19 protein-coding genes are annotated in these 19,896 nt (G+C 41.4%); 13 read left to right on the top strand and 6 right to left on the bottom strand.

The window, feature by feature from the left end; all coding sequences use genetic code 11:
• Positions 1–17: 17 nt before the first annotated feature.
• Both QQK00_RS03950 and QQK00_RS03945 read right to left on the bottom strand, forming a co-directional pair.
• Positions 18–3,206 carry an efflux RND transporter permease subunit gene (locus tag QQK00_RS03950; RefSeq protein ID WP_284216178.1) on the bottom strand — a complete coding sequence of 1,063 codons (3,189 nt, stop codon included), beginning with the start codon at positions 3,204–3,206 and terminating at the stop codon, positions 18–20.
• The gene (locus tag QQK00_RS03945) at positions 3,203–4,381 is read right to left on the bottom strand and encodes an efflux RND transporter periplasmic adaptor subunit (RefSeq protein WP_284216177.1); all 1,179 of its coding nucleotides are present in this window, start codon (positions 4,379–4,381) and stop codon (positions 3,203–3,205) included. The genes QQK00_RS03950 and QQK00_RS03945 overlap by 4 nt, the downstream gene beginning before the upstream one ends.
• A 194-nt stretch (positions 4,382–4,575) precedes the next feature.
• Between QQK00_RS03945 and QQK00_RS03940 the strand changes: the two genes are divergently transcribed.
• From QQK00_RS03940 to fur, 8 genes are all read left to right on the top strand, one after another.
• On the top strand, positions 4,576–5,376 hold the full coding sequence (locus tag QQK00_RS03940; RefSeq protein WP_284216176.1) for an alpha/beta fold hydrolase: 801 nt from the start codon (positions 4,576–4,578) through the stop codon (positions 5,374–5,376).
• A 95-nt stretch (positions 5,377–5,471) separates the two neighbouring features.
• The gene (locus tag QQK00_RS03935; RefSeq protein WP_284216175.1) at positions 5,472–5,690 is read left to right on the top strand and encodes a DUF2788 domain-containing protein; all 219 of its coding nucleotides are present in this window, start codon (positions 5,472–5,474) and stop codon (positions 5,688–5,690) included.
• Positions 5,691–5,711: 21 nt separating this feature from the next.
• On the top strand, positions 5,712–6,236 hold the full coding sequence (gene fldA, locus QQK00_RS03930) for a flavodoxin FldA (RefSeq protein ID WP_284216174.1): 525 nt from the start codon (positions 5,712–5,714) through the stop codon (positions 6,234–6,236).
• 280 nt (positions 6,237–6,516) lie between these two features.
• The gene (locus QQK00_RS03925) at positions 6,517–7,041 is read left to right on the top strand and encodes a hypothetical protein (RefSeq protein ID WP_284216173.1); all 525 of its coding nucleotides are present in this window, start codon (positions 6,517–6,519) and stop codon (positions 7,039–7,041) included.
• A 33-nt stretch (positions 7,042–7,074) separates the two neighbouring features.
• Complete coding sequence (locus QQK00_RS03920; RefSeq protein WP_284216172.1) at positions 7,075–7,881, top strand: alpha/beta fold hydrolase; 807 nt, start codon at positions 7,075–7,077, stop codon at positions 7,879–7,881.
• Entirely contained in the window at positions 7,875–8,786 is a 912-nt protein-coding gene (locus QQK00_RS03915) for a GGDEF domain-containing protein (protein WP_284216171.1), read from the top strand. The genes QQK00_RS03920 and QQK00_RS03915 overlap by 7 nt, the downstream gene beginning before the upstream one ends.
• A gap of 516 nt (positions 8,787–9,302) precedes the next feature.
• A complete protein-coding gene (locus QQK00_RS03910) occupies positions 9,303–9,842 on the top strand; it encodes a VOC family protein (RefSeq protein WP_284216170.1) in 540 nt (179 codons plus the stop codon).
• Positions 9,843–10,276: 434 nt separating this feature from the next.
• Positions 10,277–10,705, top strand: coding sequence for a ferric iron uptake transcriptional regulator (gene fur, locus QQK00_RS03905; RefSeq protein ID WP_284216169.1), 429 nt, complete (start codon positions 10,277–10,279; stop codon positions 10,703–10,705).
• Between the two features lie 21 nt (positions 10,706–10,726).
• Here the strand turns inward: fur and QQK00_RS03900 are convergent, their stop codons facing one another.
• From QQK00_RS03900 to QQK00_RS03885, 4 genes are read right to left on the bottom strand one after another with little or no spacing between them, the layout of a single operon-like run.
• Positions 10,727–11,587 carry an aminotransferase class IV gene (locus QQK00_RS03900; RefSeq protein WP_284216168.1) on the bottom strand — a complete coding sequence of 287 codons (861 nt, stop codon included), beginning with the start codon at positions 11,585–11,587 and terminating at the stop codon, positions 10,727–10,729.
• Positions 11,588–11,636: 49 nt separating this feature from the next.
• Positions 11,637–12,623, bottom strand: coding sequence for a 5-oxoprolinase subunit C family protein (locus QQK00_RS03895; RefSeq protein ID WP_284216167.1), 987 nt, complete (start codon positions 12,621–12,623; stop codon positions 11,637–11,639).
• Positions 12,624–12,634: 11 nt separating this feature from the next.
• The gene (locus QQK00_RS03890; protein ID WP_284216166.1) at positions 12,635–13,453 is read right to left on the bottom strand and encodes a 5-oxoprolinase subunit B family protein; all 819 of its coding nucleotides are present in this window, start codon (positions 13,451–13,453) and stop codon (positions 12,635–12,637) included.
• 8 nt (positions 13,454–13,461) lie between these two features.
• Complete coding sequence (locus QQK00_RS03885; RefSeq protein ID WP_284217557.1) at positions 13,462–14,190, bottom strand: 5-oxoprolinase subunit PxpA; 729 nt, start codon at positions 14,188–14,190, stop codon at positions 13,462–13,464.
• Positions 14,191–14,248: 58 nt separating this feature from the next.
• Here QQK00_RS03885 and QQK00_RS03880 point away from each other — a divergent pair, with 58 nt between their 5' ends.
• The 5 genes from QQK00_RS03880 to QQK00_RS03860 all read left to right on the top strand — a co-directional run bounded on the left by QQK00_RS03880 (position 14,249) and on the right by QQK00_RS03860 (position 19,890).
• Positions 14,249–15,082 carry a CvfB family protein gene (locus tag QQK00_RS03880; protein WP_284216164.1) on the top strand — a complete coding sequence of 278 codons (834 nt, stop codon included), beginning with the start codon at positions 14,249–14,251 and terminating at the stop codon, positions 15,080–15,082.
• Positions 15,083–15,178: 96 nt separating this feature from the next.
• On the top strand, positions 15,179–15,994 hold the full coding sequence (locus QQK00_RS03875; RefSeq protein WP_284216163.1) for a MurR/RpiR family transcriptional regulator: 816 nt from the start codon (positions 15,179–15,181) through the stop codon (positions 15,992–15,994).
• A gap of 225 nt (positions 15,995–16,219) precedes the next feature.
• Positions 16,220–17,425: an amidase gene (locus QQK00_RS03870; RefSeq protein WP_284216162.1), complete on the top strand. Its 1,206-nt coding sequence runs from the start codon at positions 16,220–16,222 to the stop codon at positions 17,423–17,425.
• Positions 17,422–19,062 carry a gamma-glutamyltransferase family protein gene (locus QQK00_RS03865; RefSeq protein WP_431307730.1) on the top strand — a complete coding sequence of 547 codons (1,641 nt, stop codon included), beginning with the start codon at positions 17,422–17,424 and terminating at the stop codon, positions 19,060–19,062. The genes QQK00_RS03870 and QQK00_RS03865 overlap by 4 nt, the downstream gene beginning before the upstream one ends.
• A gap of 9 nt (positions 19,063–19,071) precedes the next feature.
• Positions 19,072–19,890 (top strand): sulfite exporter TauE/SafE family protein, encoded by an 819-nt coding sequence (locus QQK00_RS03860; RefSeq protein ID WP_284216160.1) that lies wholly within the window; start codon positions 19,072–19,074, stop codon positions 19,888–19,890.
• Positions 19,891–19,896: the final 6 nt, after the last annotated feature.

Below are 19,896 nucleotides of genomic sequence, written 5' to 3'. Positions count from 1 at the left end.
TTCGACAGCAGCAGCAATCAGTCGCTTACGGTCTCAGTGCCATCTGTTGTATCGTTGAGCGTATCGCGGGGACGCATTTCATCATTTTCTCTCTTTTTACCTTTAAACAAACGCTTAACATCGTCTAAAATCATGTACAACGAAGGTACGAGTAGTAAGGTAATCACCGTCGCAAACAATATGCCAAAGGCCAATGAAATTGCCATTGGAATCACAATCTGCGCTTGTAGGCTTCTCTCTAATACAATTGGCACCAAGCCAAAGAATGTAGTAAGTGAGGTCAAAATAATCGCCCTAAAACGCTGAGTACCGGCACTAGTAACAGCATCGAGTAATGCTTTACCTTCTGCTCTCGCGCGATTTACAAAGTCAACCATAATCAATGAGTCATTCACGACAACGCCTGATAGAGCAATAATCCCCATCAATGACAAAACACTTACATCTTTTCCAAAGATTAAATGACCAATAATGGCGCCAACGACACCAAAAGGAATGACAGACATAATGATTATAGGTTGGCTATAGGATTTCAGTGGGATAGCCATCAGCGCATATATCGCCAGCATGGCAAATATAAACCCTTGAAGCAACGACACTAAACCTTCTTGCTGTTCTTTTGAAGCACCTTGCAACTTAAAATCTACTTGCGGGTATTGGGCCAATAATTCTGGGGCCACTTTCGTCATTACTTCACCGATGATTTCACCAGGTTCAACAATATCAGTATTCAGCTTAGCGGTGATCGTAATAGCACGTTCACCATCAATTCGACGAATCGCAGAATATCCTTCAGCTAAGGTGATATCAGCTACTTGACTAAACGGGACATCATCGCCATTTGGCGCCCTTATCCGCATGTTCTCTAAATGACCAACCGAATTACGTTCTTCTTTTGGATAACGCACCATGACTTTTATTTCTTCATCATCTCGTTGAATGCGTTGCGCTTCAGCGCCAAAAAATCCAAAGCGTACCTGCTGCGCCAATTGTGAGAGCGAAATACCTAAGGCTTCTGCTTGCGGCTTTAACGCCAATTGGATTTCGTCACTCCCGCCACTAAAACTATCATTAACTTCTGATACGCCGTCATAACCTTCTAAATATGCCTTTAACTCTCGGCTAACGGCACGCAGTGCATCCACATCTTTTGAGCTAAACTCCAAGGCAAGGTCGTTTCCACCGGGGCCTCCACCGGCATTGCCAATCGTCAATGATCTAACACCGGCCATTTCAGGGATATATTTTCGCCAAATTTCTTGAATGTCAGTATCTGCCAATTCTCGCGTTTCGCCTTTGGTCAACTCAATGAGTATTTGTCCAGCAAGCGGTCCATTGTCAAACGCTAATATATGTTTAATAACCCCTTCACCTGAAGATTCAGCCGTTTCATCGTTCATTTGATCTGCTGCAATGAGTAAGGCATTTAACACCTTATCTCGCTGCTGCAACGAACTGCCGGCTTCCATTTCCACTTGGGCATTCATAAAGTCACTGGGGATTGTCGGGAAAAACACAAACCGAACAATACCACCACTAAATAGTCCAATAGTTAAGATAATCATGGCAATAAAAACAGATAAGGTGGTGTATCGATTTTGCACGGCTCGCGCTAAAAACGGCTTATATTTTTGGTGAATAAAGTTCTGAAGCTTTGCATTAAACCTGTCACGCAACACTTGGAGTTTTGTCTTTTTTCGCTCTCCTTTTTTAGGTACTTTCATGTTTGCTAAGTGCGCAGGCAAAATTAATTTTGATTCGACGAGCGAGAACATCAAGCAAAATACCACCACAATCGCAATCGTTTTCCAAATCACACCAAAGGTACCTGAAACCATTAACATCGGCGAAAATGCAGCAATTGTCGTTAAGACGCCAAATGTTGCTGGCATTGCCACTTTTTTCACACCTTTGATCACGTTGTCAACACTGTGTCCATTTTCGTCAATTTCCGCATACGCAGATTCACCCATAATAATGGCGTCGTCCACCACTATCCCGAGTACCAGAATAAACCCGAACAGGCTCAACAAATTAATCGAGACATCAACATTATCAAGTGGCATCAACATTAATGTACCTAAAAAGCACACAGGTAAACCCACCATCACCCAAAAAGCGAGTTTAAGATTTAAAAATATCGTGAGGATGATAAATACAAGTAAGGCACCAAGTACCATATTTGATAACATCATATTTAATCTATCCGCCAAGTAAAACGATGAATCGCCCCACGAATCTGCTTGAATATTAGGTGGTAACTCAGATTTTTTCTTTTCGAGATAAGCATTGACAGACTTAGAAATTTCTAACGCGTTTTGGTCGCCTACCGCTTGCACTTGTATGCTGATAGCTTGTTTGCCATTAAACGACGCAAACTGATTGTCTTCAACAAAACCGTCATAAATCTTTGCAATATCGCCAACCAATAAGCGCGTGCCATCTGGGCGACTAATTAACGGGATACTGGCAAACTCATACGCGGTGTAAGCTTGCCCTTTTGCCCGCAGTAATATATCGCCATTTTCAGTTTTAATTGAGCCTCCCGGTATGTCTACCGAGCTTTGCCTAACAGCTCTCACTAGGTCGTCAAAGGTTAAGTCATACGCCTGTAACTCTTGCTCAGCTATTTCGATAGACACTTCATAGTCCCTATCGCCTACAACATTCACATTCGAAATACCTGACAAGTTTGCAATATCATCGCGTAATGACTGTGCTGTTTCTTTTAATTCACGCTCACTTACACTTCCGTAAACTGACAACCACAGTACGCTCTGTTGTGCTTTTGCCCTATATACAACAGGCTTTTCTGTATTTTCAGGAAAAGAAGGAATTGCGTCGACCTGCACTTTAATTTCGTCTAATAGCGTTTGCGTGTCATACCCATCTTCCACCTCAATTGATACAGACGCCAAACCTTCTCTAGCCACCGAGGTCATTTTTTTAATACCTTCAAGATCCTTAATTGCTTCTTCAACCTTGAGGACAACGCCCTCTTCAACCTCTTGTGGCGCAGCACCTAAATAGGGGACTTGAATTGATATCGCATTGAATACAAGTTGCGGAAATACTTGTTTTTGTACTTGCAATACGCCAAACAAACCACCAATGATGATGATAATCATCAGTAAGTTTGCGGCCACACTATTGCGCGCAAACCAAGATATAATGCCAGATTTAGTATCTATACTAGGATCATTCATAAACTACCCTCGTCTTCATTTTCTTGCCCAGGAGGAGTTTGGTTTGGCTCTTCAACTTGTCTAACAGACATGCCGTCGTAGGGCGATGACACCGCACTTAGTATCACTTCATGTTTGGCTTTTAAACCTTCACTAATGTACACGTATTCTTCATCTGTACGCACCACTTCGACGTCATTAATGCGTAACTTACTTTCTTCATCAACACTTAACACTGTACCATCCAAACGCAGCACGTAACGCGGAAGTTTGACAATATCATCTGCATCAATACCAGAAATAACAGCACTCACAAAGCGACCAAACTTAAGCGGAGTATCATGTTGATTACCTTGCAGGTTATAAGGGTCATTGACTTCTACTACGCCATAAATGACCCGCCGATTCTCATCGAGTACCGCTTCATCCCTAACTAAACGCCCTTGCCAGTATGTTTGTTTACCAGCAACACTCGCGCGAAGACTAACCGTCGGCTGCTCAGCGCGAATATCACCAACAAAGGCGACATCGTTATCAGTCAAAGGAAGACGCACTTCAGCCACGTCAGTAGAAAAAATTTCACCCACCTGCCCGCCTAAAGGTAAAAATTGGCCTAAATCTATATTGCGAGACTTTACCAGTCCGTCGTAAGGGGCGCGTATTTTGGTACGTCCCAGATTTCGTTTTGCGCGTTGCAAATTTGCCTTTGCGGCCTTTACGTTTGCTTGTTCTCTTGCCAACTGAGGTTTACGTAAACCGAGCTCTGGTGGTGTGCCAGAATTCACCGATTTCCATTCTTTTCGAGCCACTTCGCCTCTGGCTATTTCTTCATCTAATGCGGCCTGAGCTCTTGCTAACTCAGCTTCTTGTAAAAGAAGATCTGTCTCGTAATCATCACTTTCTAATGTGACTAAAACATCGCCTTTACGAAAAAATCCACCCTCTACAAAATTTGAAGCGATACCAACTATTCTGCCACTCACCTGTGTACTTAAAAGCGTGCGATTTTTGGGTTGAACCGAGCCTTGTGCATAAACAAGAAACTCAACATTTTCAAACGTAATCGGCGTTGATTCAACAAGAAACTCAGGCGTTTCAACTTCATTTTTCTCTGGCTTCGGTTTCATACTGATTAGCACTGCTGCGACAACCACCGCGGCAACGAGAATTAATACTGGAATGCCTACTTTTCTCATTGATGACTCTTATTATTGTGTTTTTATTGGTCAAAAGTATACGTCGAAACCCCCTAACAAAACTATGTCTTTCCGCTAAATAACCGTAAGAAATACCTGAAAATTTGTGTCGAAATGTTAATGTCTGCCAAATCTGATTTTTCTATCAAAAATGTTTTATAATGCCTAAGATAAATACGACCTTAGGAAAATGATTGCAAACACTAGCATTAAACAGCGTAATACACGGTGTTCAACATGACGTTGAGAACAGCTCAAACAAGCAAACTATCGTGTTGATTCACGGTTTATTTGGTAATCTCGACAACTTGTCTATGATTCGCAGACATTTTGAAAACGACTATCAAATACTCAGTATCGATTTACCAGACCATGGTTTATCGCCTCATACTAAAACCTTTTCTTTCGAGATTTATGCCAACAGTGTTATTGCATGTCTAAAACTGCATGGCTTGGCAAACGTCATTTTGCTCGGCCACTCACTTGGTGGCAAGGTAGCAATGGCCGTCGCCCACAAAATCCCTCATATAGTAAATGCACTTGTCGTACTAGATATCGCTCCTGTCGCATATTCCCCTCGTCATCACGAGGTGTTTGCAGGTTTAAACAATATTGATTTGACAAGTATTTCCTCCAGAAAAGATGCACAAGTGGCATTAGCCGAACACGTACTTGATGCCGGTACTCAAGCGTTTTTACTTAAAAGTTTATATCAAAATACAGACAAGCAATGGTCTTGGCGATTTAACTTGGCAGGTATCCAAAAAAACTACGCTTTGCTCAGTGATTGGCAGTATTCAGGTGAACTATATTCAGGCAACACTCTGTTTATAAAGGGAGCTGACTCTGACTACTTGTTGGCTGAGCATCAGTCAGTGATTAGCCCCATGTTTCCCAACGCAAAAGCGAAAATTGTGCAGGCAGGACATTGGTTACACGCTCAAAAACCACAAATAGTTAACTCGGTTATTACAAACTTTTTACGTGTAAACTAATTATTCTGTCTATATGCTCGAATGCTTGGCGAAGGCTTAATTATCAACAACAAACTATGATAGTATTCGCGCAATTATTTTTAGAGGTTAAATGAATGTCGCCGGAGACGTTTCAACAAATAGAATCTGTAGCATTAAATTTTGCGCTAGTGGCTTTATTTGCGTTAATGTTCTTCGCCGTTCACGATGTGATGAAAAAAAATAACGTCCCGATGATTGGGCGTTATGTCGCTTATGGCGTACTCGGGCTTGGTGCTCTGGGTTTTGTCGCCAAAGGCCTTATTCAAATATTCTGGATGTCTAGCGGCGTTTAAACATAAATTGGAGTAAATCAAATGGCAAGTGTTGGATTATTTTTTGGTAGTGATACAGGTAATACTGAGCACGTCGCTAAAATGATTCAGAAAGAATTAGGTAAAAACCTAATTGAGGTGCATGACATTGCAAAAAGTACAAAGGAGCAAATCGCTGAATTCGACTTGCTAATGTTTGGCATTCCAACTTGGTATTATGGCGAAGCACAATGTGATTGGGATGACTTTTTTCCCGATCTAGAAGAAATCGACTTTGAAGATAAACTAGTCGCCATTTTCGGATGTGGCGACCAAGAAGATTACGCAGAATACTTTTTAGATGCCATGGGCATGGTGCGTGATATCGTAGAACCCAAAGGCGCAATACTCATCGGCCAATGGCCTACCGAAAGCTATGATTTTGAAGCATCTAAAGGCTTAGCTGACGACGATCACTTTGTCGGCCTGGGGATTGATGAAGATCGACAACCTGAACTCACTGACGACAGAGTAAAGGCATGGTGCGCACAAATTAAAGAAGAAATGTGCCTTTCTGAATTAGAATAATGTAAGCGCCTTTCCCTTTTCACTTGTATATATCTATCGTTACGTAGCCAAACTTATCGGTTACGTGACGCTCTACCCCTCTTTAACAGTTCTTTACCCCTTAATTGGCTCTATCTCTTGTCACTAGTAAGTTCACTTAGGCTTTCTGAATAAATGGCTTAAATAAATCACTTCCATACAATACTAGCATAATAGATTTGAGCAAAACCTAGACGAAATACAAAATCTAGCGCATTATTAGTAGCAGTTGATCTTTGATAGTTCATGTAAGGGACCCTCAATGCCACTCAAGAAGACTTACACCATCGCTGAAACACAAGCAGCGATAGACAGAGCCGACAATGCCAACATTAATCAAATGAGAATGGTAAGAAACGATATTTCTAATCAACACTTTTCTCAGAAAAACATAAAGCCCAAGCACCGAGACAAGTCATTACCCCAAGACCTTCAATATCCGGGAGCAAAAGACGTGGGCCACGTTTTTCGACATGTTAACGGCACCCATGAAGCGGGAAAATCAATATACAAAGATAAGCAGACAGCCATTTTGGCGACAAGAGCAGTTTTAAATGCTACTGAAGGCCAACAAGCACTTCAAGCGCTGGAAAACGAACTAACAACCAGAACGACATACGACAATATGACTAAACGCGTTAGAGTTGACGTGTCTGCAGGTAACCATTATGGTTCTGACGACAATGGTAAGACATGGAAGAAAGTCATTATTGCGCAATGTGAATTGCTTTCTTTAGGTGAAACATTATGGGTACACTCGAGTTATCCTAGGACACTCCAAACCTAATCACAACCATAAAATTTGCTAATTTATATGCTTATGAGCGCGTCTCAAGAAATACTGCACCGAAATAATGTTAAAGTCATTGGTAACGGGAGCACTACCTTGATATTAGCGCATGGCTTTGGTTGTGACCAAAACATGTGGCGATTTTTAACGCCTTTACTGGATGCTGATTTTCGTATAGTTTTGTTTGATTACGTGGGTTGCGGGAAGTCAGACTTATCCGCCTACAAAAAACAGCGCTACCAAAACTTAGCGGGCTATGCAGAGGACGTTGAAGAAATACTTAGCGCTTTAAATGTCGTCGATGCTATCTTTGTTGGACACTCAGTAAGCAGTGTTATTGGCATGCTGGCATCCTACAAAATACCAGAGCGGTTTTCTAAATTAGTCATGATCTGCCCATCCCCCTGCTTCTTAAACCTTCCTCAAGACTACTTTGGTGGTTTTGAAAGAGAGGATTTAGAAGAGCTCATCAATCTGATGGATAAAAACTACATCGGCTGGGCCAATTATTTAGCGCCCTTGGTCATGGGCGACAATAATTCTCCCGAGTTGACCAGGGAACTGACATCTAGCTTCTGCTCAACTGACCCTAAATTCGCAAAACCTTTTGCTAAAGCAACATTCTTTTCAGATCATCGAAGTGCTCTGGACAAACTTGAACATCCAACACTAATTTTGCAGAGCAGTAATGACTCCTTAGCATCTGTCGATATAGGGCATTATATGCAGAACAAGATCAGGCAATCAACGATGGAAATAATACAAGCATATGGTCATTGCTTACATATGACTAGGCCTAGTATTGTCGCGGACAAAATAAGGACGTTTTGTTGCTGAGAGAACAACGATCACTCATTAATTTAGACGCTTTTCCTTGCTTGCTGCTCGTAACAGATTTAGAAAGTAATCGGATAAAATCTTGCAATCAATATGTTGAAACAATGTTATGCACGAAACATAACGAAGTACTCGACAAGTCTATTAGTGATTTTTTATCGAAAGCGACACTTATTTTGTTTGAAAGCTATATTCGCCCACTGATTTTAGATAGTGGAGAGTGTATAGAAGTACAAATTACCTTGATTAAAGGACTCAATGAAAAGCTGCCTGCAGTCGCCAACATTATTTTAAAAGATGGCTGCTTACATTGGTCAATTTTTTCTGCGACAGAGAGAGATAAATTATACCAAGAGCTTATTGATTCGAGAGATCGGTTAGAACAAAAAACCGAAGAGTTAATAGTGTTAACCCGTTTAGATCCCTTAACCCAGTTACTTAACCGACGAGCGGCAAATGAAGACATAAACGATATGCTTTCAAAAAGCCGACGGAAATTCATTCCTCTGGCATTTATTTTAATTGATATAGATCACTTTAAGGCACTAAATGACAAATTTGGCCATGCTCAGGGAGACGACGCATTGAAACAAGTGTCTGATGTGCTTGGTCAATCTTGCAGAGATACTGACGTTGTTTGTCGATGGGGAGGTGAAGAGTTTTTAATTGTCTTATACGACTCAAATGCGAATAACACAGTACAGTTTTGCGATCGCCTTCACAAAAACATGCAAAACATAACTGTTTATCAGACAAATATCACCATTAGTATTGGCGTTTCTCACCTTACTTCGCGAGATATCAAAAAGAAAAATATGTTTGAACAGATTATGAAAAGGGCCGACACTGCGTTATATGAGGCAAAGAACAAAGGTCGTAATAGAACTGAATATAGTATTAATTAGCCCAAACGCTTGAGAAATAATAGCTTCTAGCAGCGCTAAAAACGGATCGTGTTGTACTTCAACCTACACTATTCATCATTGCCACACACCTCAAGCTTATACCCTAAAACTGCAGTAATATAATTAATTAATATACAAGAACAATCCTTGAAACTTGCTCGAATACTTTTGAGCAAACAAGGTGAATGCTCTCCCGTTACAGAAAATAAAAATTTACAAAAATAGTGATGCAAATTATATAGTTACAGTATTTTCAACGCATGCTCACTCATTTTACATTGTTTTAAAAACTCAAAATAAATGTTAGCGATATCATCAATGATAACAAGGCTTTCAGTGAAATTTAAAATCTTTAAAAAGGTAGCTATTGACTTGTGTTAACAAAATGTTGTCTCCTTAGCGAACGTTTTAAATAAGTTAAACGTATAACACGGTTTATTTGTCCGTATTGATTCATTTTATGGAAAAACACTCACACTTTTTCTCAACCGCTATTTTATGAGATTTACAATATTTATGATTACACTTAATAGTCGCAACAAAAATAACCATTCTCGCTCGACAGTATTTTTACGATATTGCCTTTTGGCAGTAACGCTGATAGCGGGATCGGCATTTAGTTCAAGCGTTATGGCTGAAACAAAGGCTGAAGGCAGTAAAACGAAAGCGAAAGTCATTGGTTTACGTTACAACAATGTACACGTACTAGAACTAGAAAAAACCATGAAGCTATACAGAGAAATTCTTGGCTTTGAACTAGTGGATGCCGAAGTATTAGGCGGTGGACTAGCAGGCATGCTGGTACTAAAAGTAAAAGCGGGTGACTACATGATGACGCTGACGGTCACACCGCCACAACACATGGGTTCTTTAGGCCCCGTTGGAAATACAAACCATAATCACTTCATGCTAAGAGTGAATGACATCGGGCCAATCGGCGATAGACTTAAAGAAGAAGGTTACGTATTAGAAAACGATAATTATGTGAACGATTTATACACCTTTTTCACTGGACCCAATGGTGAAATTATTGGCCTGTCTTCTTGGCAAGAATAAGCTCACACCTTTCGCACTAAGTGAATGCGTAATTAACAATAAGGCCGCGATCATTCTCGGCCTTATTTAATTTGATTGAATAGTATTTTAGTCACTTACTTGGTGAGTAGTATCTACACCCAACAAGAATGACAGCGCTAAAATTACGAAGCCCACCACCATTTTTTTAACGACAGTCAACTGTAGGTTTTTCTCGAATTAATTTAAAAAAATATTAGGGCTTGTTGATCTTTGTTGTACAATTTTGCAGCGGTTTGTGATTCATTTATGCAATGCAGAACGACTGTCGTGTAGTTATTCTACATGAAGGAAGTGATAAAGCAGCAGAAATGAATCACAAGCCCTAATTGTTCTAAGTTATATTGACGGCAAATGATGCTAAATCTTTAAATCTTACTTATAATAGACAACAGACCAAAAACCTTAGGACACTCATGGACCAAAACAAAGAATTAAAAAAAGCCGGCCTAAAAGTTACGCTACCTCGTTTAAAGATTTTAGAAATTCTTCAAGAGCCTGAAAATCAGCATATCAGTGCAGAAGATGTGTATAAAAAACTTATCGACATGGAAGAAGAAATTGGTTTGGCGACGGTCTATCGAGTATTAAATCAATTTGATGATGCTGGCATTTTGAATCGCCACCACTTTGAAGGTGGAAAGTCGGTGTTTGAAATTAGCCAAAAGGCGCATCACGACCATCTAGTTTGCTTAACCTGTGGGAAAGTCATCGAATTCGAAGACAATGTTATTGAAGAGCGACAAGAATCGATCGCCAAAGAAAATAGCATTAAACTCACCAACCATAGTTTGTACCTCTATGGTGAATGCACTAAAGTAAACTGCGAAAACGATACCGATTAAGGTTTTGCATCACAAACTAAGTCACATTTTAAATTTGTAGTCGTTATATATACTCTGGGCGACCAGCCATGCATCACCAGGTCGCCCATCACCAATTAACTTCCCATCTACTTCAACAACAGCCGCTACTTCTTTACTTGAACTCGAAATCCATACTTCATCCGCCACAGTCAATTCGTCCTTTTTAATAACACGCTCTTGCACCTCTAAGACACCTGAGTCACGCATCGCATGCAACAGTATATGTCGAGTAATACCTGGCAGTATTTGATTGTCTAGTGGCGGTGTCGCTACCACATTATTTTTCACAACATACAGATTACATGCTGCCGCTTCGGTCAATTCGTTTTGCTGGTTATATAAAAGTACTTCGTCTACACCTGAATCCTGCCCTTGCTGAAAATGCATTACATTGCCAAGCAAAGACGTCGACTTAATATGGCAGCGCTTCCAGCGCAAATCCTCTTGTGTTTTTACTTTAAACACCTTTGCTTCGTCTTTGTCTAAGGGTTGAGATGGTGCGATAGGAAAAGCATACGCAAACACCGTTGGCTGTATATTTGAAGGATAAGCGTGATAGCGTTTGTTATCAGTACCACGAGACACATGCAAATATACACTTGCATCCCCGTCAAACGGAGCAATCAGCGCGTCGATATTGCTTGACCATTCATTGATGTTTAAGCTGTAGTTTATGTCCAAGGCAGCCAACCCTTGACGCATACGCGCCAAATGCAATGCTAAACCTACTGGCTTTCCTTCGTAACATGGAATAACTTCGTAGATGCCGTCTCCAAATAAAAAGCCTCTGTCCATAGGCGAGATAGTGGCTTCAGTCTTTGGCACAAAGTTACCATTCAGATATACAAGTTGATCCGTCATGACGATTGCTTAAACGTTGTTATGTGATTAAGCACATAATACGCATTTTTTAAAGTTGGTGAAGTAGTTCCATACTGATTAAGCGTTGTTGGCGGCATTCTTCAGCACTTACTGGATAAAAAATAATCTTATCACCAGTTTTCACTTGCCCCAGTCTAGCTAATCCGTACCCACCAACACTGCCAATTTTAGGGTATCCACCAATGGTTTGCCTATCCGCCAATAAAATCATCGGCTGACCGTCTCCAGCAATTTGTACGCTGCCGTTACTTATGCCTTCAGAATACAAAGATTTTTCAGCATAATGAAGGGCTCTGCCAGACATGCGAATGCCCATTCTGCTATGTTGTGGACTTACTTGGTAAGTATCACTAAAAAACAAACTCTTTTGCGCTAAGGTAAAACGTGCATCTTGATAAGCCAATATCAACGGGATTTTTATTGGCGATGAAAAGAGTTTTGCCATATTCAAGTATTGTAAGATAAGCGCGTCTCGTTTTCTGGCGTTCAATTTGCTGGAGTTCAACGTGGCCTCGCGAACATGTGAACGACGGTCTGAGCTAGGTTTTAATAGCGTGAAACGGCTTCCAACGGTTAAACCTTCTCCAAAACCACTTAAGCCCCCTGTCTGTTCTTTAAACACATCACATACACTTCCATAATATTTAGGCGCATCTATACCACCAGAAAATGCGACATAATATCGTAATCCAAAAGATGTAGAGGGTACGCGTAACCTATCACCTACCTTAAGTTCAAGTAAATCTGTCGCTTTATGTTTTCTGTCATTGATGAAAACGTCGTCACACGCCCCAGTGACCGAGCATGTCGTTGTTGACTCTGCAAATAGGGTAAGCTCGCCTATACACTCAAGCGCTGCACTATTCTCCTCTGGTAAATTATTCACAATCGCGTTGGCTAAATGATAACTGACCCAATCCATTGGACCAGACTGAGTGTTACCCAAAAATTGGCAAAACTTCCGTCCGCTGTCTACCAACTGAATATGAAAACCACATTGCTCAATGCTAAACATAAAGAATAACGCTACTTAACAGCACAATATGTGTTCTCTCGTTGCTGAATTTCAACAAACTCATCGTCATCAATTGCAAAAAATTCGACCGTATCTCCCACTTTAAAGGTGATCTTAGCAACTTGGTCATGCAAATTTTGATGATGAGACTGTTTATTAATAGATGAATCTAGACTAAGTGGGGTGTAGCCAACAATATGCCATCCCCCTTGAGATTGTTGTGGATATATTGCCGTTTGCTTATCTGCTATCGCCACCGCACCTGCCGGCACCTTAGTTCTGGGCGAAGACAAACGCGGCGTATTCAATTTATCGGATAATTCTCCTAAGTAGGCAAAATTAGGCAAAAAGCCAACGGCATATACCTTATAGGAACAGCTATTGTGCAAAGTTACGAGGGCAGATTCGCTGATGTTATGCAAATCACATACAGCACTTACGTCATGCGGTCTCGATGGGTCATCACCACCATAAAGCACCGGAATACGACGAATGAGAGCATTTGGACTGCGCCCGGTATCACTCATACCTATTTTGCTCAATTCATTTAGTGTTTCGCGAACATAGGTTTTGACTAGCCACTGGTCAGCCAAAAATATGTTATAGGTAATTAAGAGTGTTTCAAATGCTGGCGTTAAGTCGATTAACCATGTAGGTTTAGCGTTAAGTATATGGTTGAATATACTCGAAATCATGGCATTTTTGTCGTTCAATGACAATGTCGTATGTTGGCTCTGTTCAGGCAAACCGACACAACTTTTAGCATTTGCAAAACAAACTAACAAAGCATCTTCTGCTACTACCTGCAATTCAAGGTCATTGTGCAACATGTAACGCCCTAATCACTCAACAACATGCGGATCTTTTTTACAACACTTAGGGCTTCAGGATTGTCCCCATGCACACATAGGCTATTTATCTTCAGGTGTATTTGCTCTCCAGAATTTGTGGTAACTGTCCCCGAGTCTATTAACGCTTTTGCTTGGGCTAGCGTTTGTTGCGCATTTAAGACTGCCCCCGCGCCTTGACGTGATTGCAGTCGACCAGAGGCTGTATACCGTCTATCTGCAAAGGCCTCATACATCAACGACACATTGTATTTTTCAGCAATTTCAATTTGCCTATCGTTGTTAGCTAACGACTGAATCATAAGAGGGTATTGCGTGTGGTATTCATGTATTGCAACCGCAATATCTTCAAATACTTCGGTATCTTTCATCATATCGTTATACAAAGCGCCATGAGGCTTTACATATTTAACATGCAAACCTTGGCATTTTGCCATCCCTTCTAATGTAGCAATTTGTGCGTGAATAATTGGTACTAAATCTTCTCTTGGAATGCTCATACTACGTCGCCCAAACCCTTGCAAATCTGGGTACGATGGATGTGCCCCAATATCAACGCCATATTGTTTCGCCAATGAAAGCGTAGCCTGCATCGTTTTGGCATCGCCAGCATGATACCCGCAGGCAATATTCGCTTGGTCAATATATGGCATGACATCAGCGTCAACGTCTTGTTGCCAATTGCCATAGTTCTCGCCTAAATCTGCATTTAATTTCATTGTGGCTACTTGCTCAATCATTGATATACTGCGCGCATACTAACATGAGATGAAATAGATGCTAACTCCCGGTAAATATAACCAACTGAAAGTCCTAGAAACCCTGCCAATGGGCGTATACGCAATCGACAACGAACAAGATTCAGAAGACAAGGTATTTATTCCGTATGTTAGTGATAGCTATACTGAAGGCCAAATAATTCAGGCTTTTGTATATTACAACGAAGACGGCGAGCTGCAAGGCACATGCGACAACGTAAAATTGAGCATGGGTCAATTTGTTTCCCTAAAGGTTAAATCGATTATCCGAGCGGGTGCATTTATAGATTGGGGGATTAAGCCTGATCTTTTCATGCCAAGAGACCATTTACACAGTAAAGTACAAGAAAACATGCAAACGATCGTTACCCTCTTTCATGATCCGTACAAAAAACAATTAGCCGCAAGCAGCAAAATTGAGAAATACTTGGCTGATGCACCCGAAAACTGGGACTACACACAACAAGTAGATTTACTCATTTACGCAGAAACCCCCCTTGGATTTAAGGCTATCGTCGATCAAAAATATGCTGGTTTGCTGTATAAAAGTGAATTGTTCAAACGAGTACGGATAGGTCAATCAATGACTGGGTTCATTAAGCAAATACGCAGCGACGGTAAGATTGATCTGCAATTACAGCGTCAAGATCAAGGCGGGAGAAAAGATCTTGTTAGCCAAATTTTAGATGATTTACAGGCGCATGACGGCATTTCAAGTTTAACGGATAAAAGTAGTCCTGAAGATATTCAACATCGCTTTAACGTAAGCAAAAACGCATACAAAAAGGCTATTGGTCAGTTATATAAGGACAAAAAGATAGTTATTCATAAAACGCATATAAGCCTAGTTTAAATGATACATTGCGCTGATGAGTAGTAATGGCTTGAAATACTGTTTCATTTTTATATAGAATGAAACAGTATTTCATTATTGCGACAGAGAAAGCCTTTGCCTAAATCAACGAGCATCAATAAATTAATTGAAAAGCAATATGCAAGCCTTTCACCCAATGCCCGAAATATCGCTAACTTTATTCAACAAAACCCCTTAGCGGTCATTACTATGTCCGTTGCCGATATTGCAGCAGCGTCCAAAACCTCAAAAGCAACGGTCAGCAGATTCTTTAGACAACTTGGTTACGAATCGCATCAAGATGCAAAAAGCACCATGCTTCAAAAACGTGACAAAGGCTTTCCCGTCGCTCAAGCGGGTAACAAAAATGACAGTTTCTCTCAAGAAATAGCGAATTTGGAATCCAGCTTTCAAGGCTTATCAGATAACGAAATTGACGATGTAGCCAGAAAGATATCCAGTGCTAAACGTGTGATAATATTTGGTTATCGGAATTCGTATCCGATGGCTATTAACTTTCGCCAACAACTCAAACAATTGCGTGAAAACGTATTTTTGTTACCTCAACCTGGACAGACTATTTCCGAAGATGTCGTTGGCTTCACCAACGATGACTTTATTATCTTGCTCGGCTTTAGACGACGCCCTAGAATTTTTCCTAAGCTGGTTGAGCAATTAAATGGCAAAACTACCTTGTTGTTAGCGGATCCAAGTGGTCAAGTATTTAATCAACAAGTCTCTCACTTGTTTGTGTGTCAATTGGGCCAATCTCAGCCATTCGATAGTTACGCTGCGCCGATGGCCGTCATTTCGTTGATATGCAATCGCGTATTTAAATACTGTGCAGGCGAAGGGCAACAACGCGCAGCGGCGATATCCGATCTCTACAACGAATTTGACGAGTTGTCATAGTCCACACATCACGCATGTTTTGAATTCATGCAATGATCATCGCTATTATTTTATTGACCAAACAGTCAAGTTTCACTTGACATTGAAGTGAAACAATTGTTTCATATGCATATAATGCTAAAGGTTTCGTTTTCTACGTTTACTTTGCGCCTACTTGACTAAAAGTAGCAGTACCAAATTCAGTACAATTAACAGACTCTAAACACTGTAGGATACTCAAATAACATGGCATCTCCTTTTGTCACACATGCACCTGCGCTTGAAACATCCAGCGTAGATAAAAACCAAACACTCTATGGTTTACGTTTAGCCGTCAAAGATTTATTTCACGTGGCCGGAGAAGCAACTAGTGCGGGTAACCCTGATTGGTTAAAAAGTCATGACATTCCGCAGCAGACACATAGTAGTGTGCTCAAACTACTAAGTTTAGGTGCACGATATGTAGGTAAAACAGTGACAGATGAGTTGGCATACAGTTTAAATGGTCAAAATATCCATTATGGTACACCAAGCAACCCGAGCAACCCCGACAGGCTACCAGGCGGCTCATCGAGTGGCTCAGCCGTCGCTGTTGCCAGTAATCAAGCTGACATTGGCTTAGGCACAGATACCGGTGGGTCTATTCGTGTACCGTCAAGTTACAACGGCTTATATGGCATGCGCCCTTCACATGGCGTTATCGCCACAGATAACATGGTTGCGTTAGCGCCATCATTTGACACCGTCGGCATAATGAGTAAGGAATTGGCAGTCTTGGAAGACGTAATGACTGCCATTATTCAAATAAGCGATGAGTATCAAACAAAATCTAAGGTTGGCGATGCTCGAATAAAAGCCGATATCACTAATGTTAAATTTGGTGTCGTAGATGCATTCGTTGATTCAGCACAGCACCGCGATCAGATAAACACATGGTTAAGCAAACTCTCAGATAAAAATATTGCATGCTCGTCAATCGATATCGATCTAAATTTGTATCCGTTATCAGACACATTTAAAGTGTTGCAAGGCGCAGAGATTTGGCAACAACATGGAAATTGGCTAACTGAACAGCAACCCAATATTGCCCCAGATATCAAGTCACGCTTTGATTGGTGTAGTACAATCACTGCCGAGCAAGTGAAGGCCGCAAAAATAAGCCAAAACGCATTTTGCGTATACCTTGCGAAAACATTTGAAAACATAGATTTTATTTTATTACCGACGACACCAGGTATAGCGCCGTTGTTGAATGCGTCTGCCGATAGCCTTGCTGCATATCGGAATACATTACTCAATTTAACTGCATTTGCTGGATTGGCAGGTTTACCACAAATTCATCTCCCCAAATTTATATATAACGAAGCACCATGTGGCGTATCAATTATTGGGCCTAAACATAGCGATATAACACTAATGAAAATGGCGCAATTACTGGATGGAATTAAATAATGAAGACATCTAAAGTAGCCTTTACCGCACCGCACTTTGCTGCTGCAAGTGTAGGCAATCAAATATTGGTACAAGGCGGTACAGCAATCGAGGCAATGGTTGCTGCAGCAGCCTCTATTGCAGTTGAATATCCGCACATGAATGGCTTAGGCGGCGACGGATTTTGGTTAATTAGTGAGCCCGGCAAACAACCCATTGCTATTGACGCATGTGGCGTAGCCGCTAAAAATGCGACCATCGAGTACTACGCTAACCAGAATATTAAAAATGCAATTCCGTCCAGAGGTGCAAACGCTGCTGTCACCATGGCAGGTGCGGTTGCCGGTTGGGAGAAAGCCTTGTCCATAAGCAAAGAGTGGCAAACACCCATTGCTTTATCAAAACTATTAGACACTGCGATTAGCCAGGCAAAATGGGGAATAGAAGTCACACAGAGCTTGTCGGATGCCAGCGTTAAGACCTTTGATGATTTGGCAGTTGACCCACATTTTTCGCCATTTTTAATTAAAGGTAAAGCACTCAAAAAAGGCAAAATACTAAAACTAAGCGCATTGTCAAATACGCTAGAAACGCTTTCTAAAAACGGTTTAAATGATTTTTATAGCGGCGAAATTGCTGAAAAACTAGCAGCAGACTTACAAGCCGCTGGCTCACCAATCACCATTGAAGATTTTCGTGACTATAAAGCGGACCTCATGACCCCTTTGTCGATAACGATTAGCAAAGGTCAATTATACAATTTACCCGCCCCGACCCAAGGCATTGCGTCATTATTAACCCTTGCGATTTACGACAAACTAGTTGCTAAGGTCTCGTCCGATGCAGACATGGTGCATCTATTAATCGAGTGCACTAAACAAGCATTTATCTTGCGTGATAAATATGTCACGGATCAATCAAGAATGGAAATTGATTTACAATCTTTATTGACTGACGAATACATCACACAATTGGCCAGCAACATCAATACATCCAAAGCCCTGCCTTGGCCATACCAGGCAAAACATGGCGATACCATATGGATGGGCGCATGCGATAGGAACGGGCGAATGGTGAGCTATATACAGAGCCTTTACTGGGAGTTTGGTAGCGGCGTTGTAAGTCCGTCGACAGGTATTGTTTGGAACAACCGCGGGACTTCATTTTCGTTGGACCGAAATAACAAACAGGCACTTAGGCCCGGACTCAAACCCTTCCATACGTTAAACCCAGCGTTTGCAGCGCTTAAAGACGGCAGACGCATGGTATATGGCACAATGGGTGGTGAAGGCCAACCACAAACTCAGGCTGCCCTATTTGCGCGACACGTATACCATAACCAACCACTAGACAAGGCTATCGCGCTTGGTCGCTGGTTACTTGGTAGAACCTGGGGCGATGCGTCACATAACTTAAAAGTAGAACGTGACTTAGCTGAGTATGTAGGTAAAGAATTGAGTGTTAGAGGACATGACATCGTCACTGTTGAAGAATGTAATGAATTAATGGGGCATGCTGGCGCCATTATTTTAAACGATAGCGGATTAGATGATACCACTATCAACGACAACAAACTTATCGCTGCTAGCGACCCTCGAAGTGATGGTAAAGCCATTGTCTCTGATGGACTTAATCAAACAACATTGCAGAATACATAAGGCATTTTAATGGATTTTATTATTGAAAATATCCCAACCATACTGGCGCTCATGTGCACCGGCGTATTTGCTGGTCTATTAGCTGGTCTGCTCGGTGTAGGCGGGGGGATTGTAATTGTACCAGTATTATATTTTTTGTTTCAGGCCTTCGGTGTATCTCCTGAGTCGGCCATGGTAATCGCTACCGCAACATCTTTAGCGACAATTGTTCCTACTTCAGTTAGTTCCATTAAGGCGCATAGTGCAAAAGGCAACGTAGACTTTAGCTTACTTAAAGTCTGGGGACCATTTATCCTTGCTGGCGTGCTTGTAGGTAGCTGGCTAGTGACACGCATAGATGGAAACTGGTTAACCATGTTATTTGGCGTAATCGCCACATTGTCTGCACTTAATATGCTATTTGGCAGCAAAAAACCGTTGGTACAACAGTTGCCTGGTACAGCAGGGCAATCCGTCATGGCGACAAACGTCGGGCTATTTAGCTCGCTTGTTGGTATTGGTGGCGGTACCTTAACTGTACCCATTCTCACTTTTTGCAATTACCCCGCGCACAAAGCGGTTGGGACGGCCGCTGCCGTTGGTTTACTTATTTCACTTCCTGCCGCGTTTACCATGCTAGTTGTCGGCACAACGCCTATCGACGCACCTTTTGGCACCTTTGGCCTAGTAAACCTTATCGGCTTCATTTGTATCGTGCCACTGACTGTATTATTTGCGCCGTTAGGGGCTTCTCTTGCCAACAAACTCGATGCGCAAAAGTTAAAGAAAATATTTGCGGTGGTATTAATGATCACTGGTGTACGTATGCTCGGCCAACTCTTTTTATAGGACTAA

It is taken from the genome of Agaribacter marinus (assembly GCF_030160655.1).
GTDB classification, from domain to species: Bacteria; Pseudomonadota; Gammaproteobacteria; order Enterobacterales; family Alteromonadaceae; genus Glaciecola; species Glaciecola marina.
The sequence above is the reverse complement of the archived record's forward strand: the minus strand, read 5'-3'. Positions and strand labels throughout refer to the sequence as shown.